The sequence below is a fragment of the Plantibacter sp. AC185 genome, from assembly GCF_979258065.1.
The window spans coordinates 2,268,259-2,288,907 of record NZ_OZ409831.1 but is presented as its reverse complement, the minus strand read 5'-3'; the positions used below and the strand labels follow the sequence as shown (position 1 = coordinate 2,288,907).

Below are 20,649 nucleotides of genomic sequence, written 5' to 3'. Positions count from 1 at the left end.
CGGCGACGATCAGAGCCCTTGCGGCCGTCGTCGGTACCGGCCGCCTCCGCCGACGCAGGTCGGCCACCCAGGAAGTGGTGTGAGATGTTCTTCCAGCCGACCCTTCGCGAACCCCGGCCGAGACCGCCGCGCACCCGTCGCAGTAGGGCCGGCCGGATCGTCGTGCTCGTCCTCCTCATCGCCATGGCCTGCATCGCAGCGCTGATCCTGTACTCCTGCTCGACGATGAAGATCGCCTCCTGGCGGGTGACACCGGTCCTCCAGGAGGTCGTCGGCGATCACGGCACCGTCTCGGCGTACGCGAAGGAGTTCACCTACAGCTCCGGCTCAAGCTGCACCCTGTCGGTGGACCTCGACGAGGACATCACGGTCGATGAGACGGCGACGGTCCTGCAGTCACTCGCACCCACCGACCGCTTCGCGCCCTGCGACATCAGCACCGTCGAAACGGCCACCCGTTCGACCGTGTTCGCCGAGAACTGGAACACCATCTCCGACGACGGCTGGGTGTCGGTCGCCGAACACCTGGCCGGCCCGGGGCCGATCACGCTGTACTTCGCCACCGACGCCCCAGCCCATCTGGACGCTTCCGAGCGGGGACGGTACACCGACTTCGTCGACCTGCTCCGTCAGCACACGACCGGCGACCGCCTCGAGGACACCGTCGGTCCCGTCCGGTGGACCCTGACCTGGGACAGCGGCACCGGCGCCTACAAGGGCGTACGCATCACCACTGACGAGACACCGCCCGCCGCGCTCGCCGAGTTCCTCGACGCGCTCACCATCCCGTTCCAGGGATCATCGGGCCTGGACAGCATCATCTACACCGTCGCCGACGGCGAAACCACGCTCCACGCCAACCTCAGCAAGCCGGATGACCAGGTCACCGCCGCCATCCAAGCGGCGTTCGCAGCCTCCGGACTCCCCGGCGAACTCACGATCAACCCGCCAGCGGCCTGAGCCGTCCGAGCCGGACGCGCCGCCGCTGATCGGTTCAGGTGGAGGGACCGACCCGCCGGGCTAGGCGCTTCGGTCAGTCGTCCGGAGCCAGTCCGTGATGGTGTCAGCGACCTGGTCGAGGTCGGATTCGAGGAGGAAGTGTCCGCCGTCGACGAGTTCGACGCGAGCATCGGGGGCGTCGCGGGTGAACGCTGTGGCGCCGGCGGCGGCGAAGATCTCGTCGTCACGACCCCAGATCGCGAGCACCGGTACCTGTGAGGTGCGGAGCCATTCGTGCACCGCGGGGTAGAGGTCCCGGTTGGTGGCGTAGTCGCGGAAGAGCGCCAGCTGCACGTCGTCCTGACCCGGACGGGCGAGGAGCGCGAGGTCGTGCTCCCAGGCATCGGGGTCGACGGTCGTCACGTCCGGTACGCCGTGGGTGTATTGCCATTCGACGGCTTCCCGTCCGAGGGCTGGACGGAGCGCGTCGCGCGTCTCGGTGGTCCGCTCGGCGGCGTCGGCCCAGATCGGGTCCCAGAAGCTCGGCACGAAGCCTTCTTCGTAGGCGTTGCCGTTCTGGGAGATGACTCCGACGACGGCAGTGGGGTCGTTGAGGGCCAGTCGCCAGCCGACCGGGGCGCCGTAGTCCTGGACGTAGATCGTGTACTGCGTCACTCCGATGGTCGAGAGGAACCGGCCGGTGACCCCGGCGAGGGCCGCGAAGGTGTACTCGAACTCGTCGGCCGAGGGGGCGGAGGAGCGACCGAAGCCGATGTGGTCCGGAGCGATGACGCGGTACTGGCCGGCAAGGGCCGGGATGAGGTGCCGGAACATGTGGGAGCTGCTCGGGTACCCGTGGAGGAGCAGGAGCACGGGAGCGTCTGCCGGGCCGGCCTCGCGGTAGAAGACGTCGAGCCCGTCGATCGAGACGGTGCGGTGGTGGACGGTGACCATTGCTAACCCCTTTAGATTGTTTTACTGGTTAGCCAGACGGTAGCATGGATCCAGGGCGCTGGCCGGCGCACGAGAACGGAGAACGATGCTTCGCGACGAGGAGCTGCTGCTGGGCCTGTTGAACAGTGCGCCGGTCGTCGAGGGCACCCCGACCGACCGTCTCGAGGGGGCGACCGGACGGGACCTGGCGCGCAGCTGGGGCGGCACGGGATCCGTGGACGAGGTGGCGCGCCTCCGACGTGCGAGACAGGCGCTGCAGACCATGGTCCGTGGAGATGACGGAGGAGCGATCAGAGACCTCGCGGGCATCCTCGACGATGCCGTGCGCATGCCGCGCATCACCCCGGACGGCGTGGTCTGGGAGCTTCAGGTCCCTGACGACGATCGCCTGGTGGCGGGGGTCGTGCTGGCGTGGTCGAGCGTGATCACGGAGTTCCCCGGGCGCCTCCGCGCCTGCGCGAACCACGAGTGCACGCAGTTCCTCGTCGACCACAGTCGACCTGGCACCGCGAAGTGGTGTTCGATGGCGGTCTGCGGCAACCGGATGAAGGCGCGCACACATGCGCGCCGCGCTCAGAGCTGAGCGGCCCGGCACACGCTCGGATCAGGACGAACGTCGTATTACGGCATCAGTTCGCGGCGGCAACATGAATCCCTCTCAAGCTGACGACCGGCGCACCAGGCTCGTTCCAGCGGAAGAGCACCAGATGCCAGAGCCCCGGTAGCTTGCGCGAGGGATCGATCAATCCGTTCGCGCCGCCGGCAAGGAGGCGGTCGCGGACCCTCCACGACGTCGGCGTGCCTCCGGCGGCGGCGAGGTCCTGCCACGGGGCTGTCGCGTCGGCGAGGTCGATGCCTGCCGACTCCAGCGCTCCCACGTCGCGCAGGTCGACGATGCCGGACGCCTCGACATCGACCTCCACGATCTCGCGCGCCGCCGCCCGAGCATCCTGGTGTGCGATCATCGCGGCCTCGACGCCATCGATGGACGAGCTCAGGTAGAGCGTCGGCTCGTTCGCCCGCGAGTAGCGCCCGGCGGCACGCGATCCGGCGATCGCGAACTCGCGGAAGCTCGGGTCGACGGCGCGATAGAACGTGCCCCTCAGCGGTGGCGCGAAGGTCAGGTCGATACCGGTCACAACGCAAGCTTCTCACCGCGGAATGTCGCGCGCGACCCGGTGCCGATCCAGAACCGACGATGGGCAAGGTGCCAAACTCAGGCGCAGGCAGTGTTCGCGATCTCGTGCGGAAGTCATGATTGGGGTGAGCAGTAGGGTGAGAAGATGACGAGCACCGGCATCGACGGCGTGGACGACACCGTGAGCATCGACGTCCCGAAGTTCGGCGGGTAGCCGTGACGCGTATCAGGAGCTGGACGTGACTCGTCCGCCCCGCCCCGACTTTCGTCGTGGGCCGTTTCCCTGGCTGACCGACGAACGGCAGGCGGGTCCGCACTTCTGGCCGGTGGTCAGCCCCTGGGGGCTAGGCTCCCTCGGCCTCCTCATGCTCGGCGCCGCCGCGCTCTTTGTCGTCATCGGAGTTACGAGTGGCGATCAGGAGAGGCTCACGGCGGGGATCTTCATCGCGATCCTCCCTGGCGGCGCCGGCGCGGTGGCGCTCGTCATGGCGATCATCCGCTGGCGTTGGTTCCGTGGAGCGCGTCGCTCGCGACCCACCCCACCACGAGAAAGCAGCATTCCCGACCATCCCGCTTTCGATGGTGAGAGAAACCAGCATCGACGGGCTTCACGCTAGAACGTAGGCCCTGGGTCGGTGCGGGGAACGGACATGAGGATCGAGCCGACCTACTGACCGTCCCACAACAGCGTGTGACGTTGGCGTTATCCACGATAAACCGCTGAGCGCCCTCCAGTAACGATGGCGGTCTCAACCGGTCGCCGTGCACCATGAGGTCGGCCGCGTATCAGATGTCGACAATGTCCACTCACCGGCGAGAACCGTGTGTCGTCCGATGCCCTTGCCGACGTGAACACCGACTTCTGCGTTGGCCAATACGGTAGGACGCCCAATCCGGAGTGGCTGAACATCGACGCAAGAGCGAACCCGAACTGCACCGAAGTGATCGCCTTCCGGATCGATCAGCGTCATGGCGTGGCAGCGACGGGTAGGCTCGACGACCGAGAGGAGCCAGCCATGACGATCTCCATCGAACTGCAACGCAGCAAATGGTTCGGCCCGGTATCGAGCGCGACGGCTGCGGATCGCGCAGCAGCACTGCGTGCCGCGCGGACGCCGGACGAGTACCTTCTCGCAGCACTCGACTCCTTCAGGGTCGGCGATCTCGATCCGAAGAGCATCCTCATCGATCTTCTCAATACGGTGCGTCACCAGCCATTCACGGACTTCGCTGTCCGAGTGTTCGCGTCGGTTGCGACGCACGACGACCTGGCCGACCTCGAGACGATGGCATTCCTGACGAATGCGGCTCCGTCCACGGTCGTTACCTTCGCGCACAGCAGCACGTCGATGATGTCCATCGAGGCTGTGGCGCTGATGTTGGGTTTGCTCGAGGACTGGAACGAAGACCCGGAGATCTCCGAGGCCCTGCTCCAGGCCATCGCCAGCCTGGTGCCGTTCCAGGCGGAACTCGGCGATTCTCCGTCCCCCGACGAACTCGCCGAGCACGTCGGCCGTGCCATCCAGTCGACTGATCGGACGGCATACGTCCTCTACGGTCAGCCCGCTCACCCCTCGCTGTTGGCACGGAGACTCGTCGAACACGCCTCGATCGCTGCGGCTTCCGGGGAACAGCTCGGGATCATCGTTCCGGGGAGTCTCCTGTCGATCTGGTCCGGTGTCGACTGTCCCGTCGACTACGACACGCAGATGAACGGCGACCGGCTCGACGCCGTGCACGCCTACGTCGAAGCACTCAGTCGCCAGGACTGGGTCCGCGGGGCGAAGTATTTCTACGGCCACCGACTCTGACTCGGAGCGACCGTGCAGTGCTCGGAATCTCACTCGATATGCTCCTCACGACCCCTGGGAGGCTCCCATGAACGGATCCCGCGACAACGAACAGCTTGTAACGGTGGCGGAGCGGTACTTCGCTCAACTCGATCCCGACGCAGAACTGCGCAGTATCCCGCTCGAGAACGGTGCAGGAGTCTGCGTCGTGCATACCACGCGCGGGGGCGGGACGATCTACGTCGCTCCCGACGAGAGTGCGCTTTTCGTCGGCTCCGCCATGGATTTCGACGCCGGACTCGCCGCGTTCCTCGCCGGCACTCGTACCCCGCCGGAGAAGTTCGTCCGCCCGACGTCCTGAACCCCGTCCCCTCGGAGCTGTTCTCATCCAGCTCCAGTCGCGGTGCTGCACCCGTTTCCCCGAACGACCGCAGCACTGCACTTCCGAGCGGAAGTGGATACGTCGCTCGGGCCCCACGGCTACTCCGGTCCCCTCCGAATAGCCGTGGGGCTTCTCCGTTCCAATCCCTTTGCACAGTCACGGTGACGCTAGAGTGCGTACCGACGTCGGGTAGTCGACACCACCTGCAAACTCGAGTTCGCATGAGCCCGGTTTCGTGGCCTCAGCCCACGTACACAGACGCCAAGCAGCCCAAAGCTTCCCCCGCACACTGAGATCTGCCGATCTCGTACGGTGAACCGCTGGGTAGACGAACTCGAGTGACTTCACCTACCAAGGTTGAAAGCAGGCCGCGGCGGATCGGGTTCCGCCACGGCCGGACCAGAGGGCAATTCGGGTTTGCTCTCACCGGGGCGCCCCGTCTCTTGTGCTGAAGAGACGCGCCGAGGCAGAAATGCCAAATAATCTGTCGCGCTTCACACGAAACGACGAGAAGTTTGGCCACGCGATACTTTGCGTGGCGCGTTCACAACTACATCCCCGGCGCCATGTCGGCGAAGCGCGAGAAGTGCCCATGGAAGCCCACGGTGATCGTGCGCGTCGGTCCGTTGCGGTGCTTGGCGATGATGAGGTCGGCCTCGCCCGCTCGCGGGCTGTCCTTCTCGTAGGCAGACTCACGGTGCAGGAGCACCACCATGTCGGCGTCCTGCTCGATCGAGCCCGATTCACGGAGGTCGGACAGCGCCGGCATCTTGTCGGCACGCTGCTCCGCACCACGGTTCAGCTGCGACAGCGCGATGACCGGAACCTGGAGCTCCTTCGCCATGAGCTTCAGCGCACGGGAGAACTCCGAGACCTCTTGCTGACGGCTCTCGACACGCTTACCGGAGGTCAGCAGCTGGAGGTAGTCGATGACGACCATCTTCAGGCCCACGCGCTGCTTGAGTCGACGGCACTTCGCGCGGATCTCCACGAGCGTCATGTTCGGGCTGTCGTCGATGTAGAGCGGAGCGTCGTTGATGCGGCCACGCACCTGCGCGATCTTCGTCCAGTCCTGCGAGTCGACGGTTCCCTTACGCATGAGCTGCAGCGGCACCGACGCCTCCGCACTCATGAGGCGCATCGCGATCTCACTGCGCCCCATCTCGAGCGAGAAGAAGATCGACGGCTGGTTGTAGTGGACCGAAGCTGCACGGGCGAAGTCGAGCGCGAGCGTGGACTTACCGATAGCGGGTCGGGCGGCGACGATGATGAGCTGACCCGGGTGCAGACCGTTCGTCAGTTCGTCGAGCTCGCGGAAGCCCGTCGGCACGCCGGTCATGGAACCGTCGGTGTGCTTGGCGGCCTCGATCTCGTCGATCGCAGCGCTCACCGCGTCGGTCAGCGGGACGTAGTCCTCGACCTCTTGGTTGCCCGAGACGGCGTAGATCTCGGCCTGAGCGGAGTTGACGAGCTCCACGGCCTCACCCTCGGCCGCATAACCCATCTGCACGATGCGGGTGCCCGCTTCGACGAGACGACGCAGCAAAGCGCGCTCCGCGACGATGCGGGCGTAGTAGCCGGCGTTCGCCGCGGTCGGCACGAGGCTCGTGAGCGTGTGGAGGTAGTCAGCTCCACCGGCGCGGGACAGTTCACCCGTCTTGACGAGCTCGTCGGTGACGGTGATGACGTCGGTCGGCTCGCCGTGCGAGTACAGCGTCAGGAGGGCGTCGTAGATGACCTCGTGCTTCGGGATGTAGAAGTCCACGCCACGGAGCGTCTCGACCACGTCGGCGACCGCGTCCTTCGACAGCAGCATGCCGCCGAGTGCACTCTGCTCCGCGAGGAGGTCGTGCGGAGGGACCCGCTCGTTGCCGCGCGGCTCATCGTACGAACCGCCGCCTTCGGAGCGGTTGAGGTGAGCGATCGACAAGTGGACATCCCTTCTCGATGTGGACTCGGGTGGTGCTGGTGGTGACGACTCAGGTGTAGCAGGAGCATCCGACACGCACGGGCCCTGCGGGACGCTCGAGGGCTACGGACGAGGGCTGCTCAGCCTGCTCGCCCGGCTGTTCCGAGACGCCGATGACTCACGATAGGGCCACTCGTCTCCACAACCAACTCTGCCTGTGGATAACTCTGTGGAGAGATCGGGGGAAACGCCGCGTGTCGTGTGCACAAGCTGTGGGAAACCCTGTGGAGAGAGAAGTTTTTCTGCCACGCAATACGCCTCTGACCAGCAAATTCTGATTCCACAGGCTGTGTGTGGAAAGTTCTTTCGATCCTGTGTCGAACGTTGGGGAGAACGGGGGTCACCTGTGTACAACTTGCTTGACGCAGAGGGCGAAACGGGTGTAGCACACAGGTGTCGGGGCGACGCGTCGCCCCCGTTCTGGGCACAGAAAAACGCGATGGCAGCAGACCTCTCGGTCCACCGCCATCGCGCTCATCACGACGTGCATGAGGCGCCGGACCCGAAGGCCCGACACCGCACGGCGGGTACTACTTGGCCGCGACCACCTGAAGGGTGATCGTGGCGACGATCTCGTCGCGGAGGCTGATGGTGGCCTCGTGCTCGCCGACGTACTTGATCGGGGTGTGGATTTCGATCTTGCGCTTGTCGACCTCGCCCAGCCCGGCTTCCGCCACGGCCTTCGCGATGTCGGCCGGCTTCACGGAACCGAACAGACGGCCTTCGCCACCCGTCTTGACCGTGAGCTTGACCTTGGTGGCCTGGAGGCGAGCCTTCAGGTCCTGGGCCTCTTCGATCGTGGCGTGCTCGCGCGCAGCGCGGGCCGACTTGATCTGCTCGACCTGCTTCTCGCCACCGCGGGTCCACGGGGTCGCGAAACCCTGGGGCACGAGGAAGTTGCGAGCGTAGCCGTTCTTGACGTCGATGACGTCACCAGCGGAGCCGAGGCCGGAGACCTCGTGCGTCAGAATAACTTTCGACATGTGCGGCGCCTCCTAGCGGCCAGAGCCGGCGTAGGGCAGGAGCGCCATCTCGCGTGCGTTCTTGACCGCACGTGCGATGAGTCGCTGCTCCTGGACGTTGACACCGGTGATACGACGAGCACGGATCTTTCCCCGCTCGGAGATGAACTTGCGAAGCGTGGCGACATCCTTGTAATCGATGACACCAACGCGGATCGCCTTCGCGGGAGCGACGTTCTTGCCGCCCTTAGCACCGCGGGCAGGCTTGCGGCGGTCGCCGCTCGACTTTCCAGCCATGGTTGTTCCTTTGCGTGTGAATGGAGTGATCGGCTAGCCGGCAGAACCGGACCGATCGAATCTGTTTAGAAGGGGGTCTCGTCGCTGTAGCTGCCCGGAGTGTTCCAGGCATCTGCACCGCCGTTGCCGCCGGAAGCTGCGGGTGCGCTCTGAGCCCAGGGCTCGTTCTGCTGCACCTGCGGAGCTCCGCCGCCGCGCTGCTGACCACCGCCGCCACCACCCGAGGGTGCACGGCTGATGGTCGCGGTCGCGTACCGGAGCGAAGGGCCGATCTCGTCGACTTCGAGTTCCATCGAAGTCCGCTTCTCGCCTTCCTTCGTCTCGTAGGAACGCTGCTTGAGACGCCCGGTCGCGATGACGCGGCTTCCCTTGGTGAGCGATCCGGCCACGTGCTCGGCGAATTCACGCCAGACGCTCGCGCGCAGGAACAGCGCTTCGCCATCCTTCCATTCGTTCGTCGCGCGATCGAAGTTGCGCGGCGTGGAAGCGATGGTGAAGTTGGCGACAGCCAGGCCGTTCTGCGTGAAACGCAGTTCCGGATCGCTGGTCAGGTTGCCCACCACGGTGATGACGGTCTCGCCGGCCATGAGCCCTAGGCTTCCTTGGTCTCAGCCGCAGCCGGAGCCGCGTCTGCCTTGGGAGCCGCGGCGACAGCAGCAGCGGGCTTGGCGGCAGCCTTGCGGGCGGCCTTCTCTTCGCTGCGCTTCGTCTCGGTGGCGACCTGAGCGATGGCCTCTTCGGCACGCAGCACCTTGGTGCGCATGACGGCCTCGGAGAGCTTCAGCTGGCGGTCGAGCTCCTGCGTGGCAGCGCTCGATGCAGTGAAGTCCACGACGGCGTAGATGCCTTCGGTCTTCTTGTTGATCTCGTAAGCGAGACGACGACGGCCCCAGATGTCGACCTTGTCGATGGTTCCACCATCGTTGCGGATGACGTTGAGGAACTTGTCGAGGCTCGGTGCAACCGTGCGCTCGTCAATCTCGGGGTCGAGGATGACCATGAGTTCGTACTGATGCGTCACTAACCCACCTCCTTCGGACTCGAACGGCCACAGACTTTCTGTGGCAGGAGGGTGTAAGCATCGTTGCGATCGGGTGAGAACAGAGCGGACGCACCCGGGCAACCTTCACAGCGTACCGGACGGGAGCCCGTACCGCCACCGCGGGCCTGTCGCGGGGCCGCCGCGCGTGGGATGCTGGACCCGATGAGCACCCCAGCCAGCCGACAGCGCGCCGACCGACTGATCGGTCTCGACCTCGCGCGCTTCCTTGCGCTCATCGGCATGATGGCCACGCACGTCTGGGCGTTCGACATCGCGACCGGTGGACACACGCCGATCACGGAGGTCCTCTCGGGCAAGGCCGCGGCCCTGTTCGCGGTGCTGGCCGGGATCGGGATCGTGCTCACGAGCCGCCGCGACCTTGCCGCCGGCTCTCCCGCAGCAGCGCGCCTCAACCTCTTCGGACGCGGCTTCGCCCTGCTCGTCCTCGGCCTCACCCTCGGCGTCCTGCCCGGCGGCATCTACGTGATCATCGCGTATTACGGCGTGACCTTCTGGCTCGCGATCCCGGCCGTCACGTGGCGTCCACGCACACTGTTGATCGTCGCGGCCGTCTGGGCGGTGGTCTGGCCGATCTGCTCGCAGGCGCTCCGGGTGCCGCTCAGTGGCGTCGACTCCCCCGAGATCGGCAGTGCGTCCTGGTTCGGCGTCTCGGGCGGCGGGTTCGCCCGCGGGCTGCTCCTCACCGGGGTGTACCCGGCGCTCACCTGGATCGTCTACGTCCTCGTCGGGATGGCGGTCGGTCGGCTACTCATGGATGCTCGGGCGAACGGGACCCTGCGGCGGTTCGCACTCCGGCTCGCTGCGATCGGACTCGTCGTCGCCATCGCCGCGGATCGCCTCGCCGCCCTGCTCCTCGGTCCCGTCGGCGGTGTCCAGGGCATCGCGCGCGCCTGGACCGGCGGCCTCGAGCCCGATCCGACGACGATCACCGCCGTCGAGGACGCCCTCGCCGAAGGGATGTACGGCACGAGCCCCACGGAGTCCTTCTGGTGGCTCGTCGCCCGCGCCCCGCACTCGGGCACCACGCTCGACCTCGTCTTCACGATCGGGATCGCGGCGGTCGTCATCGGCCTGTGCCTGGCGCTCGGCACCATCCTGAACCGCGGGTGGTCGCTCGCACTCCTGCCGGCGACCGGGGCCGGGGCCGCGCCGCTCACCGTCTACTCGGCGCACGTCTTCATGGCGTCGGTCGGCGCCTTGATCGCTGCGATCGCCGGGACGTATGCGGACACGGCGTGGCTCATCTCGAGCCCGCAGCTCTGGCTCATGCACGTCGCCGGCGCGCTCGTCCTCGGCTGGATCATCGCCCTCACCAAGCGTCGCGGTCCGCTCGAGGCCCTCGTCCACGCGGCCGGCCGGGCACTCACGGTCGTCGCGAACCGCCCTGGCCGGACGCCCGCGACGATGACGCCCGCGCCCGAACCGCACGGAACACCCCACGTGCGATGACCGCACCGACGACACGAACCACGACGCTGGACACGCGACCACTCACCGAACGGATCGACCGACGCGCGCTTCGCGAGTACCGCACGGGCCTCCCGGGCGAGGTCCGTCCACCACTCATGGCGGCGATCTGGCCCGCCGTCGTGCTGGCGGTGCTGCCGATCTTCTTCCTCTCCGCCTGGTGGTTCGTACTCGAAGACGGCTCGATGCCGGATGAGCCATGGGACTGGTCGGCCCTGATCCTCCTGCCCTACCTCGCGCTGCCCGTCGGCATGCTCGTCCTGCTGGTGCGGACGGTCCGACGACGCAGCGGCGGCCGCCAGTACCGGCTGGACCGGTTCGCGCGGGCGAACGGCCTGAGCTACCGGCCGTTCGCCATACCGGTGGCGCTGCCCGGCCTCATCTTCACGATGGGCGGGACGAGCGTGGTCAGGGACCTGCTGTGGCGGGACGGCAGGTCGCCGCTGTCCGTCGGGAACCTGCGCACGACCATCGGTTCGGGACGGAACCGCAAGGAGCATCGGTGGGGCTACGTGGCGCTCCGGCTGCCGCTGGCGCTCCCCCACATCGTCCTGGACGCCGTCGGCAACAACTCGCTCCTGCACCCCCGCCTGCCCGTCACCTACGCCAAGGATCAGCGGCTCTCACTCGAAGGCGACTTCGACCGCCACTTCGAGCTGTACTGCCCGCGCGGGTACGAGACCGACGCCCTCTACCTCTTCACGCCCGACATCATGGCGCGGTTCATCGACACCGTCGCCGAGCTCGATGTCGAGATCGTCGACGACCACCTCTTCCTCTACTCACCCAAAGACCTCTCGACCCTCGACCCCGAGGTGTGGACGTGGCTGATGTCGGTCGTCGACATCCTGACCGAGCGCATCGCGCAGTGGGAGCGCTGGCGGGATCGCCGTCTGGAACCGGTCGACGCGGCGATGATGCCGGGTTCGTTCCCGCTGATCCGTCCGCCCCGAGGCGTGGCCGGGCAGGGCAGACGCCTGTCCCGGCGGACGGGCTGGTGGTGGTTGATCGGGCTCGCCCTCGCCGTCTACGGGTGGTACCTCATCATCGGCGACGCGGTCCGGGCGATCACCGGCGGCTGAGCCCGTCCCAGCCCGCGAACTGTCACTTCGGAACAGTGCGGGCCGCGCACACCCGCATCTACTGACAGTTCGGGGGCTACTTGGCGTCGGCGTAGGAGGTGACGACGGCGGTGGTGACCGGGAACTCGACCGGGGCCGTGCCGAAGATCAGGCGACCGGCCTCCGCAGCCGCCTCGCGCACGAGGGCGACGACCCGCTCGGTCTGCTGCTCGGGGCAGTGGACGACGATCTCGTCGTGGAGGAAGAAGACGAGGTGGGCCGACCCGGTGAGCGCGGCCGCCGGACCGACCGTCTCTGCGGCGAGCGCCTGCAGCCGTGTCCGGAGGCCGGCCATCCAGCACAGCGCCCATTCGGCGGCTGTGCCCTGCACGACGAAGTTGCGCGTGAAGCGACCCCAGCTGCGCGCCTCCATGCGGGCGCGTTGGGTCGCGGCGGCGTTCGCCCCCTCCATCGAGGCGGCCGACTGGATCTCCCGCCAGTCGGCACCGGGGAGCGGAGAGGTCCGACCGAGTCGGGTGCTGACCCGCTCGCCGCGTTCACCGGCCCTGGCGGCCGTCTCGACGAACTCGATCGCCCGAGGGAACGCCCGCGTGAGCCGGGGCAGGAGGCGCCCGCTCTCCCCCGTCGTCGCGCCGTACATGGCACCGAGCATCGCGATCTTCGCGTGTGGTCTGGTGTCGACCGCGCCGACGTCGACCATGCCCTGGTAGAGGTCGACGCCGCGTCCGGCATCGGCCATCGCGCGGTCGCCGGACATCGCGGTGAGGATGCGTGGCTCGAGCTGGGCGGCGTCGGCGACGACGAAGCGCCACCCCTCGTCCGCGAGGACGGCACCGCGGACCTGGTGCGGCAGCTGGAGGGCACCGCCACCGTCGGACGCCCAGCGCCCGGTGACGACCCCGCCGGGAACGTAGGTGGGACGGAAGCGTCCGTCCTTCACCCAGGTCTCGACCCACGTCCAACCGTTCGCGGTGAGGAGACGCGACAACTTCTTGTACCGGAGCAGTGGCTCGATGACGGGGTGCTCGATCTCCTGCAGCTCCCACTGCCGGGTGGAGGTCGCGTTGATGCCGGCACGCTGGAGCGCCTTGAGGAGCTCGCCAGGTGACTCGGGGCTGAGCTCCTGCACCCCGAGGGCGGCCTTGACCTCCTCGAGGACCGCGGCCAGCTTCGCCGGACGGACACCGGGCGGCACCTTGGGACCGAGGGCGTCGGCGAGGATGCGGTCGTGGGCCTCGGCGTCCCACGGGAGACCGGCGAAGGTCATCTCCGTGGCGATGAGGGCACCGGCGGACTCGGCGGCGAGGAGGAGTCCGAGCTGCGAGCGTCCCTGCGGTGTCGCGCCGTCGACGGCGTCACGCTGGAGCGTGAACTCGGCGACGGGATCGCGTTCGCCGCCCGGGAGGTCGAGGTCGAAGAGGGTCCCGACCGCCTCCGCACGCTGGGCGACGCGCGGATCGAGGACCTCGTCCCACGGGCCGGCCGGAGCCGTCGCGAGGGCGGAGTCGGCGGTGAAGGCGGCGTTGCGGAGGAGGTTGTGGGAGAGCCGGAGGTCGACGCAGCGGGCCACCCGGACACCCGCGGCGAGGAGCGCCGGGTACCAGAGCGTGGTGTCGTCCCACACCCAGCGCGGCGGATTCGGCTCGGCTTCGAGACGCCGGACGAAGGCCGCGAGGTCGGCCCGCGGCATGGTGGTCCCGGACACCGGAGGTGGCTCGCCGGACGGAGTGGGGCGGTCCTCGAGGTGCACGACGCGCACGCGGGCGCCGTCGAGCTGCTGGAGGACGATGTGCACCACCCCAGTCTGCCGTCACCCGCCGACCTCGCCCGACGCGACCTCTCGCTGGAGACACGAGACCCGGACGGGATCGCCCGTTCCCTCCGGGTCTCGTGCAGGCAGCACTCGGGCGTTCAGCGCCTCCGGCCGCGGGCCAGGTTCACCCGCGTCATGACCAGGTACGCCGCGAGAAGCAGCTCGGCGAAACAGAGCGCCGAGCCGAGATACTCGGCGACGCCGAAGCCCGCTCGGACGCCGATGGTGATCGTCAGGAACGCGGCGACGATCGATCCGGCCGTGAGACCCTGGCGGATCTGGAGCGGCCGCGGGCCGTGCGTGGTGATCGGCGATTCGGGGTTCGACATACAGATATATTAGATTGCCTCGTATCAGCCGCCTCGACATCCTCGGCGCACGATATCGGGGGTCCCTGAGCCTGTCGAAGGGTCAGGCGCCACCGTGCTTGCACTTCGACAAGCTCAGTGACCGAGAAAGGTCGGCGACCGCGGAAAGGTCGGCGACCGGGGAAAGGTCGGTGACCGCTGTGAGGCCCGGGAGACCGGGACATCCCCCCTATGGGGGTGGGCGCAGCGGTGCCAGACTGCGAGCATGCTGATCTCGACGATGAACGATGTCCCCGGCCGCCAGGTCACCGAGGTGCTGGGCGAGGTGACCGGCCTCACGGTCCGTGCACGCAACGCGGGCGTGCAACTCGGCGCCAACTTCAAGGCACTGCTGGGCGGTGAGCTCTCCGGGCTCACCAAGCAGCTCGCTGAGAGCCGCGAGGAAGCGAAGCAGCGACTCATCGAGGCGGCCACCGCGCTCGGTGCCGACGCGGTACTCGCGATGCGGTTCGACGCGGCCGAGGTCGGCCAGAACTACCAGGAGGTCGTCGCCTACGGCACCGCCGTCAAGCTCGGCTGATCACGGGGCCTGAGCCATCCCGGTCCCTGGGCCATCCCGGTCCCGGTCCCTGAGCCTGTCGAAGGGCGCACTTCGACAAGCTCAGTGACCGGGTGGGTGGCTCAGGGACCGAAGAAGGATCAGGCGCGGAGGCGCTTGAGCTCCTCGCGACGGACGGCCTGCTCGGCCGGGTCTGGCACGGGGAGCGACGCGAGGAGACGACGCGTGTAGACGTCGCTCGGCGCACCGAGCACCGCTGAGCCAGGCCCCTCCTCCACGATGTCGCCGCGGTACAGCACGACGATGCGGTCGGCGAGGATGTCGACCACCGCGAGGTCGTGGCTGATGAACAGCGACGCGAACCCGAACTCACGCTGCAGCTCGGCGAAGAGTTCCAGCACGCGAGCCTGCACCGACACGTCGAGTGCCGAGGTCGGTTCGTCTGCGACCAGCAGTGCCGGTTCGAGCGCCAACGCCCGCGCGAGCGAAGCGCGCTGCCGCTGCCCACCGGAGAGCTCGTGCGGGAACCGGTCGCCGAACGCCTTCGGCAGCTGCACCGCTTCGAGGAGTTCGTCCACCCGGCGTCGGGCAGCTCGGGCGTCGCCGAAGCGGCCGTGCACGATGAGCGGCTCCGCCACGCACTCCGCGATCGTGAGCAGCGGGTTGAAGCTCGTCGCCGGGTCCTGGAACACGAACCCGATCTCGCGGCGCTTCGGGGCGAACTCGCGCTCCTTCACCCGGTTCATCTCCACACCGAGCACCGACAGCGAGCCGCCGGTCACCTTGGTGAGCCCGGCGATCGCGCGGCCGATCGTGGTCTTGCCCGACCCCGACTCCCCCACCAGGCCGAGGACCTCGCCCGCGTGGATCGTGAAGTCGACGCCCTTGACCGCCCGGAACCCGGCACGGCCGAAACGACCCGGGTACTCGATCTCGAGCCCCTTCGCGACGACCACCGGCTCACCGAGCTGCAGCTGCTTGCCGCGTTCGACCTCGGCCGGCGCGGAGCTCTTGCCGCGGCCGACGTGCGGCACCGACGACAGGAGCTTCTTGGTGTACTCGGCCTTCGGTGACGAGAACAGCTCCTGCACGGGAGCCTCCTCGACGATGTCGCCCTGGTACATGACCACGACGCGGTCGGCGAGGTCGGCGACGACGCCCATGTTGTGGGTGATGAGGACGATGGCCGTCCCGAACTCGTCGCGGCACCAACGCAGGAGGTCGAGGATCTCCGCCTGCACCGTGACGTCGAGCGCGGTCGTCGGCTCGTCGGCCACGATCAGTCCGGGGTCGAGCACGAGCGCCATCGCGATGACGATGCGCTGCTTCTGTCCGCCGGAGAACTGGTGCGGGAAGTAGTCGACCCGCTCCTCCGGCTCCGGGATGCCGACGCGGCGCAGGATGTCGATGGCCTTGGCCCGCGCCTCGGCCTTCGTGTACGACCCGTGCGCGCGGAGACCTTCGGCGATCTGCCAGCCCACCTTGTAGACGGGGTTGAGGGCCGTCGACGGCTCCTGGAACACCATCGCCGCGTCGCTGCCGCGGATGGACCGCAGCTGCTCCGCCGACGCCGTGACGACGTCCTGCTCGGTCGAACCGTCGCGGGAGCGCAGGACGACCGCGCCGGAGGCCGTCGCCGTCTCCGGGAGCAGACCGAGGATGGTCTTGGCCGTGACCGTCTTGCCCGAACCGGACTCGCCGACGATCGCGACGATCTCGCGCGGCGCGACCGACAGCGAGATGTCGTTGATCGCCTTCACGGCGCCGGCGTCGGTCGAGAACGAGACCCCGAGGTCGCGGATGCTGACGATGTCCTTGGTGCCGAGGTCGCGTGGACCGGTGGTCGGCGTCGACTGGCTCATGAGCGCTCGTCCTCTCGTCGGTTCTCCAGATCGCTGTCCGCCGCGGCGTCGCTCACGGCGCCCAGCGACTCGGCGTCCATCATCCCGGCGCCACCGGGGCTGTCGGGCGTGCCACCGGTGGTCGTGATGCTCGACGTCGCAGCGACCGACCCGCTCGACGCGCCCACCCGACGACGGCTGCGCAGACGCGGGTCGGACAGGTCGTTGAGGCTCTCACCGACGAGCGTGATGCCGAGCACGACGAGCACGATCGCGAGGCCGGGGAACAGCGCGGTCCACCAGATGCCGCTCGTGACGTCGGAGACGGACCGGTTGAGGTCGTAGCCCCACTCGGCGGCCGCGGTCGGCTCGATGCCGAACCCGAGGAAGCCGAGCCCCGCGAGCGTGAGGATGGCCTCGGAAGCGTTGAGGGTGATGATGAGTGGCAGCGTCCGGGTCGCGTTCCGCAGCACGTGACGGAACATGATGCGGGAGCTCGACGCACCGATGACCTTCGCCGACTCGACGAACGCCTCGCTCTTGATGCGCACGACCTCGGAGCGGATCACCCGGAAGTACTGCGGGATGAAGACCACGGTGATCGAGATCGCGGCGGCCAGGATGCCGCCCCAGAGGCTCGACTGCCCGCGGCTGATGACGATCGACATGACGATCGCGAGCAGCAGCGACGGGAAGGCGTAGACCGCGTCGCACACGACCACGAGCACGCGGTCGAGCCAGCCACCGAAGTACCCGGCGACGAGCCCGAGCAGGACGCCGATGAAGATCGACAGGATGATCGCGGACACGATGACGAAGAGCGCGGTCTGGGCGCCCCAGAGCACGCGGGACAGGACGTCGTACCCACCGACGGTCGTGCCGAGGAGGTTCGTCGCGTTCGGCGCCTGCTGCGTACCGAACGAACCGTCGTCGCCGCGCAGCTGGTTGTAGCGGTACGGCGCGACGAGCGGCGCGAGGATCGCGATGAGCACGAACACGCCCGTGACGACGAGACCGATGACGAGCATCGCCCGCTGCAGCCCGACCGACTGGCGGAACTGCTTGACGACGGGCAGGCGGTCGCGCAGCGGACGCTTCGCTGGCGCGGTCTGCACGGCAGTGGTGGCTGTCGGAGCACTCATGCTCAGTACCTCACCCTCGGGTCGATGATCGCCGCGATGATGTCGACGATGAAGTTGGTCAGGGCGACGATGACGGCCAGCAGCGCGACGATCCCCTGGACGGCGACGAAGTCACGCGCCTTGAGGTACTCGCTCAGCATGAACCCGAGGCCCTTCCATTCGAACGTCGTCTCGGTGAGGACTGCTCCCGCGAGGAGGAGCGCGATCTGCAGGCCGATGACCGTGATGATCGGGATGAGCGCCGGACGGTAGGCGTGCTTCGTCACGAGCCGGAACTCGCTGACGCCGCGCGACCGGGCCGCATCGACGTAGCCGGAACCGAGCGTGCCGATGACGTTGGTGCGGACCAGACGCAGGAAGACTCCGGCCGTCAGCAGGCCGAGGGCGATCGCCGGGAGCACCGCGTGGGCGAGGACGTCGCTGATCGCCGTCGGATCGCCGAGGCGGATCGCGTCGATCAGGTAGATGCCGGACGGGTTGGAGATGGTCTGGAGGGTCAGCTCGGTGCCGGTACTGGCTCGACCGGCGACCGGGAGGATCCCGAGCCAGACGGAGAAGATCAGCTTGAGCAGCAGGCCGGCGAAGAACACCGGGGTCGCGTAGCTGAGGATGGCGAAGACGCGGAGGCCCGCGTCCTGCCAGCGGTCGCGGCGGGCGGCGGCGAGCATGCCGAGCGGGATGCCGACGATGAACGCGACGATGAGGGCGTAGATCGCGAGTTCGAGGGTCGCGGAGCCGTAGGTGAGGAGGACCTCGATGACCGGGCGGTTGTCGGAGATCGTCGTGCCGAAGTTGCCGACGGCGATCTGTCCGAGGAACTCGAAGTACTGGACGAAGAGCGGCCGGTCGTAGCCGGCGGCGCTGATGCGTTCCGCAAGTTGGTCGGCTGGGAGGCGACCGCCGAGCGCCGCGGTGATCGGGTCACCGGTCAGGCGCATCAGGAAGAAGACCATGGTGACGAGGATGAACACCGTCGGGATGATCAGCAGGAAGCGGATGACGAGGTACCGCCAGAGTCCGCCACCTCCGGAACGTCTGGCCGCCTTGGGGGGTGGGGTTGCGACAGCTGCCGTCATTGCAGTGGATCCTCCTCGATCACCGACTCGGTAGAGCCCGGACAGACGATCGGGGCGGCTCTGTGGAGCCACCCCGATCGCGACGTCCGACTCACCATAGTCGGATATCAGTTGGTCAGGCTACTCAGCCCTTGGTGATGGGCGCGTAGCGGAACTTGAACGACGCATCGAGGACGGTGCCCTCGATGTCCTTGCCGACGACCGCCACCTGAGCGCCCTGGAGCAGCGGGATGGTCGACAGGTCGGCCGCCTCCGTGTCCTGGATCTGCTCGATGAGCTTCGTCCGTGCGTCCGCGTCCGTCGTCGAGCGCTGCTCGTTGATGAGGTCGTTGACGGCCGGGTTGTCGTAGTGGTTCGCGAGGAAGTTGTCCGTAGCGAAGAACGGCGTCAGGTAGTTGTCCGCGTCGGAGTAGTCCGGGAACCAACCCAGCTGGTACGCCGGGTAGACGTCCGTCGTGCGGTCCTTCGAGTACTGCACCCACTCGGTCTGCTGCAGGTTGACGGTGAACAGGCCGTCGGCCTCGAGCTGGTCCTTGATGAGCGCGTACTCGTCGCCGGAGCCGGAACCGTAGTGGTCACCGTTGTACTGGAGGTTGAGCGCGACCGGAACGGTCACACCGGCTGCCTCGAGCGTCTCCTTCGCCTTGGCGGCATCCGGGCCGCCGCCGCCGTCGCCGTAGAGGCCCTTGAGGGACTCGGTGGCACCGGTCAGGCCGGCGGGCACGTAAGAGTAGAGCGGCGTGTAGGTGTCCTTGTAGACGTCCTTGGCGATCGCAGCGCGGTCGATCAGGTCGGCAGCGGCCTGGCGGACGGCGAGCGCCTTCGCCGGGTCGGCGTCAGCAGTGGTCGCTCCGTAGGGCATCGTGTCGAAGTTGAAGACGAAGTAGCGGATCTCACCACCGGGGCCGTCGACGACCTTGACGTTCTTGTCCTTCTTCAGGTCTTCGATGTCGGTCGCGGAGAGGCTGCGCGATGCGACGTCGATGTTGCCCTGCTTGACGTCGAGCTTCAGGTTGGACTCGTCGGTGTAGTACTTCACGTTGACGGTGTCGTTCTTCGCCTCGCCGAGGAGGCCCTGGTAGTCGGCGTACTTCTTGTACGAGATGAGCTCGTTGAACTTGTAGCTGTCGATCGTGTACTGGCCGGCGAAGGCCTTGCCCTTGACGATGTCGTTGTCGGGCGTGACCTCGGTGGCGGAGAAGACGTCCTCGTCGACGATCGGGCCGACGGGGCTCGAGAGCACCTGTGGGAAGGTCTGGTCGTTCTCGGTCTTCAGCGTGAAGACGACGGTGAGGTCGTCGGGCGCGTCGGTCTTCTCGAGGTTGCTGAGGAGCGACGACGGGCCGTTGTCGTCGGCGATGGCCAGCTGGCGGTCGAAGCTGAACTTCACGTCCGAGGAGGTGAGGTCGTTGCCGTTGGCCCACTTGAGGCCCTTCTTGAGCTTCACCGTGTACTCGGTCGGCGAAGTGAACTCGGCCGACTCGGCGATGTCGGGCTCGACGTCGGGGCTGTTGTACGGCGTGTTCAGGAGGAAGGGGAAGACCTGGTTCATGACGGCGAAGGAGCCGTTGTCGTACGATCCGGCCGGGTCGAGCGTCGTGACCTTGTCGGTCGTGCCGATGACGATCGTGCCGCTGGCACCGCTGCTGGAGCCGCTGCCACCGGCGGCGCAGCCGGCGAGGGCGAGGGCGGTGATGGACAGACCCGCGAGCGCGACGGCGCTCTTCCGGAATCCACTACGTGGGGATGACATTGATGTCGACCTCGTTTTTCTGTGTGTGAGAGACGGCACGGCTGTGTGCAGGTTCTTCGCACGTGCTTGTAGAGGATTACAGCACGCTCCGAACAAATCCCTCAAACCGAGAAG

The 20,649-nt window shown here is 67.5% G+C and carries 20 protein-coding genes; 7 read left to right on the top strand and 13 right to left on the bottom strand.

All coding sequences use genetic code 11. The features are described from left to right. Positions 1-84 precede the first annotated feature (84 nt). Positions 85-960 (top strand): hypothetical protein, encoded by an 876-nt coding sequence (locus ACZZZB_RS10860; protein ID WP_137242994.1) that lies wholly within the window; start codon positions 85-87, stop codon positions 958-960. A 60-nt stretch (positions 961-1,020) separates the two neighbouring features. On the opposite strand, the gene ACZZZB_RS10855 is transcribed toward ACZZZB_RS10860, so the two are convergent. Next, complete coding sequence (locus ACZZZB_RS10855) at positions 1,021-1,893, bottom strand: alpha/beta fold hydrolase (protein ID WP_463529660.1); 873 nt, start codon at positions 1,891-1,893, stop codon at positions 1,021-1,023. Between the two features lie 85 nt (positions 1,894-1,978). Between ACZZZB_RS10855 and ACZZZB_RS10850 the strand changes: the two genes are divergently transcribed. Beyond that, complete coding sequence (locus ACZZZB_RS10850; protein WP_137242992.1) at positions 1,979-2,476, top strand: CGNR zinc finger domain-containing protein; 498 nt, start codon at positions 1,979-1,981, stop codon at positions 2,474-2,476. Between the two features lie 46 nt (positions 2,477-2,522). On the opposite strand, the gene ACZZZB_RS10845 is transcribed toward ACZZZB_RS10850, so the two are convergent. Continuing rightward, complete coding sequence (locus tag ACZZZB_RS10845) at positions 2,523-3,032, bottom strand: RES family NAD+ phosphorylase (protein WP_370582524.1); 510 nt, start codon at positions 3,030-3,032, stop codon at positions 2,523-2,525. Between the two features lie 1,015 nt (positions 3,033-4,047). Here ACZZZB_RS10845 and imm47 point away from each other — a divergent pair. Further along, entirely contained in the window at positions 4,048-4,842 is a 795-nt protein-coding gene (imm47, locus tag ACZZZB_RS10840; protein ID WP_463529659.1) for an Imm47 family immunity protein, read from the top strand. Positions 4,843-4,909: 67 nt separating this feature from the next. Then, a complete protein-coding gene (locus ACZZZB_RS10835) occupies positions 4,910-5,182 on the top strand; it encodes a hypothetical protein (RefSeq protein ID WP_463529658.1) in 273 nt (90 codons plus the stop codon). A 571-nt stretch (positions 5,183-5,753) separates the two neighbouring features. Here the strand turns inward: ACZZZB_RS10835 and dnaB are convergent. From dnaB to rpsF, 5 genes are all read right to left on the bottom strand, one after another. Next, complete coding sequence (gene dnaB / locus ACZZZB_RS10830; RefSeq protein WP_369808454.1) at positions 5,754-7,127, bottom strand: replicative DNA helicase; 1,374 nt, start codon at positions 7,125-7,127, stop codon at positions 5,754-5,756. A gap of 575 nt (positions 7,128-7,702) precedes the next feature. Next, positions 7,703-8,155, bottom strand: coding sequence for a 50S ribosomal protein L9 (gene rplI / locus ACZZZB_RS10825; protein ID WP_056780635.1), 453 nt, complete (start codon positions 8,153-8,155; stop codon positions 7,703-7,705). A gap of 12 nt (positions 8,156-8,167) precedes the next feature. Next, complete coding sequence (rpsR, locus tag ACZZZB_RS10820) at positions 8,168-8,431, bottom strand: 30S ribosomal protein S18 (RefSeq protein WP_056010351.1); 264 nt, start codon at positions 8,429-8,431, stop codon at positions 8,168-8,170. 65 nt (positions 8,432-8,496) lie between these two features. Next, positions 8,497-9,018 carry a single-stranded DNA-binding protein gene (locus tag ACZZZB_RS10815; protein ID WP_064295656.1) on the bottom strand — a complete coding sequence of 174 codons (522 nt, stop codon included), beginning with the start codon at positions 9,016-9,018 and terminating at the stop codon, positions 8,497-8,499. Between the two features lie 5 nt (positions 9,019-9,023). Further along, positions 9,024-9,431, bottom strand: a complete 408-nt coding sequence (gene rpsF, locus ACZZZB_RS10810; protein ID WP_194718777.1) for a 30S ribosomal protein S6 — start codon at positions 9,429-9,431, stop codon at positions 9,024-9,026. Positions 9,432-9,635: 204 nt separating this feature from the next. Between rpsF and ACZZZB_RS10805 the strand changes: the two genes are divergently transcribed. Next, positions 9,636-10,943 carry a heparan-alpha-glucosaminide N-acetyltransferase domain-containing protein gene (locus ACZZZB_RS10805; protein ID WP_463529657.1) on the top strand — a complete coding sequence of 436 codons (1,308 nt, stop codon included), beginning with the start codon at positions 9,636-9,638 and terminating at the stop codon, positions 10,941-10,943. Further along, positions 10,940-12,043 carry a hypothetical protein gene (locus ACZZZB_RS10800; protein ID WP_463529656.1) on the top strand — a complete coding sequence of 368 codons (1,104 nt, stop codon included), beginning with the start codon at positions 10,940-10,942 and terminating at the stop codon, positions 12,041-12,043. Before ACZZZB_RS10805 ends, ACZZZB_RS10800 begins: the two co-directional genes overlap by 4 nt. A 76-nt stretch (positions 12,044-12,119) precedes the next feature. Here the strand turns inward: ACZZZB_RS10800 and ACZZZB_RS10795 are convergent, their stop codons facing one another. Together ACZZZB_RS10795 and ACZZZB_RS10790 are read right to left on the bottom strand one after the other, a co-directional pair. After that, positions 12,120-13,838 (bottom strand): bifunctional 3'-5' exonuclease/DNA polymerase, encoded by a 1,719-nt coding sequence (locus ACZZZB_RS10795; RefSeq protein WP_463529655.1) that lies wholly within the window; start codon positions 13,836-13,838, stop codon positions 12,120-12,122. Between the two features lie 116 nt (positions 13,839-13,954). After that, positions 13,955-14,185 (bottom strand): hypothetical protein, encoded by a 231-nt coding sequence (locus ACZZZB_RS10790; protein WP_202937926.1) that lies wholly within the window; start codon positions 14,183-14,185, stop codon positions 13,955-13,957. Positions 14,186-14,429: 244 nt separating this feature from the next. Between ACZZZB_RS10790 and ACZZZB_RS10785 the strand changes: the two genes are divergently transcribed. Further along, complete coding sequence (locus ACZZZB_RS10785) at positions 14,430-14,744, top strand: YbjQ family protein (protein WP_064294105.1); 315 nt, start codon at positions 14,430-14,432, stop codon at positions 14,742-14,744. Positions 14,745-14,863: 119 nt separating this feature from the next. Here ACZZZB_RS10785 and ACZZZB_RS10780 read toward each other — a convergent pair whose 3' ends face one another. The 4 genes from ACZZZB_RS10780 to ACZZZB_RS10765 form a co-directional block, all read right to left on the bottom strand. Continuing rightward, positions 14,864-16,585 (bottom strand): dipeptide ABC transporter ATP-binding protein, encoded by a 1,722-nt coding sequence (locus ACZZZB_RS10780; RefSeq protein ID WP_463529654.1) that lies wholly within the window; start codon positions 16,583-16,585, stop codon positions 14,864-14,866. Continuing rightward, a complete protein-coding gene (locus tag ACZZZB_RS10775; protein ID WP_124767787.1) occupies positions 16,582-17,706 on the bottom strand; it encodes an ABC transporter permease in 1,125 nt (374 codons plus the stop codon). Before ACZZZB_RS10775 ends, ACZZZB_RS10780 begins: the two co-directional genes overlap by 4 nt. A gap of 2 nt (positions 17,707-17,708) precedes the next feature. Next, entirely contained in the window at positions 17,709-18,782 is a 1,074-nt protein-coding gene (locus ACZZZB_RS10770; protein WP_202937924.1) for an ABC transporter permease, read from the bottom strand. A 124-nt stretch (positions 18,783-18,906) separates the two neighbouring features. Further along, on the bottom strand, positions 18,907-20,535 hold the full coding sequence (locus tag ACZZZB_RS10765) for an ABC transporter substrate-binding protein (RefSeq protein ID WP_463529653.1): 1,629 nt from the start codon (positions 20,533-20,535) through the stop codon (positions 18,907-18,909). Positions 20,536-20,649 lie beyond the last annotated feature (114 nt).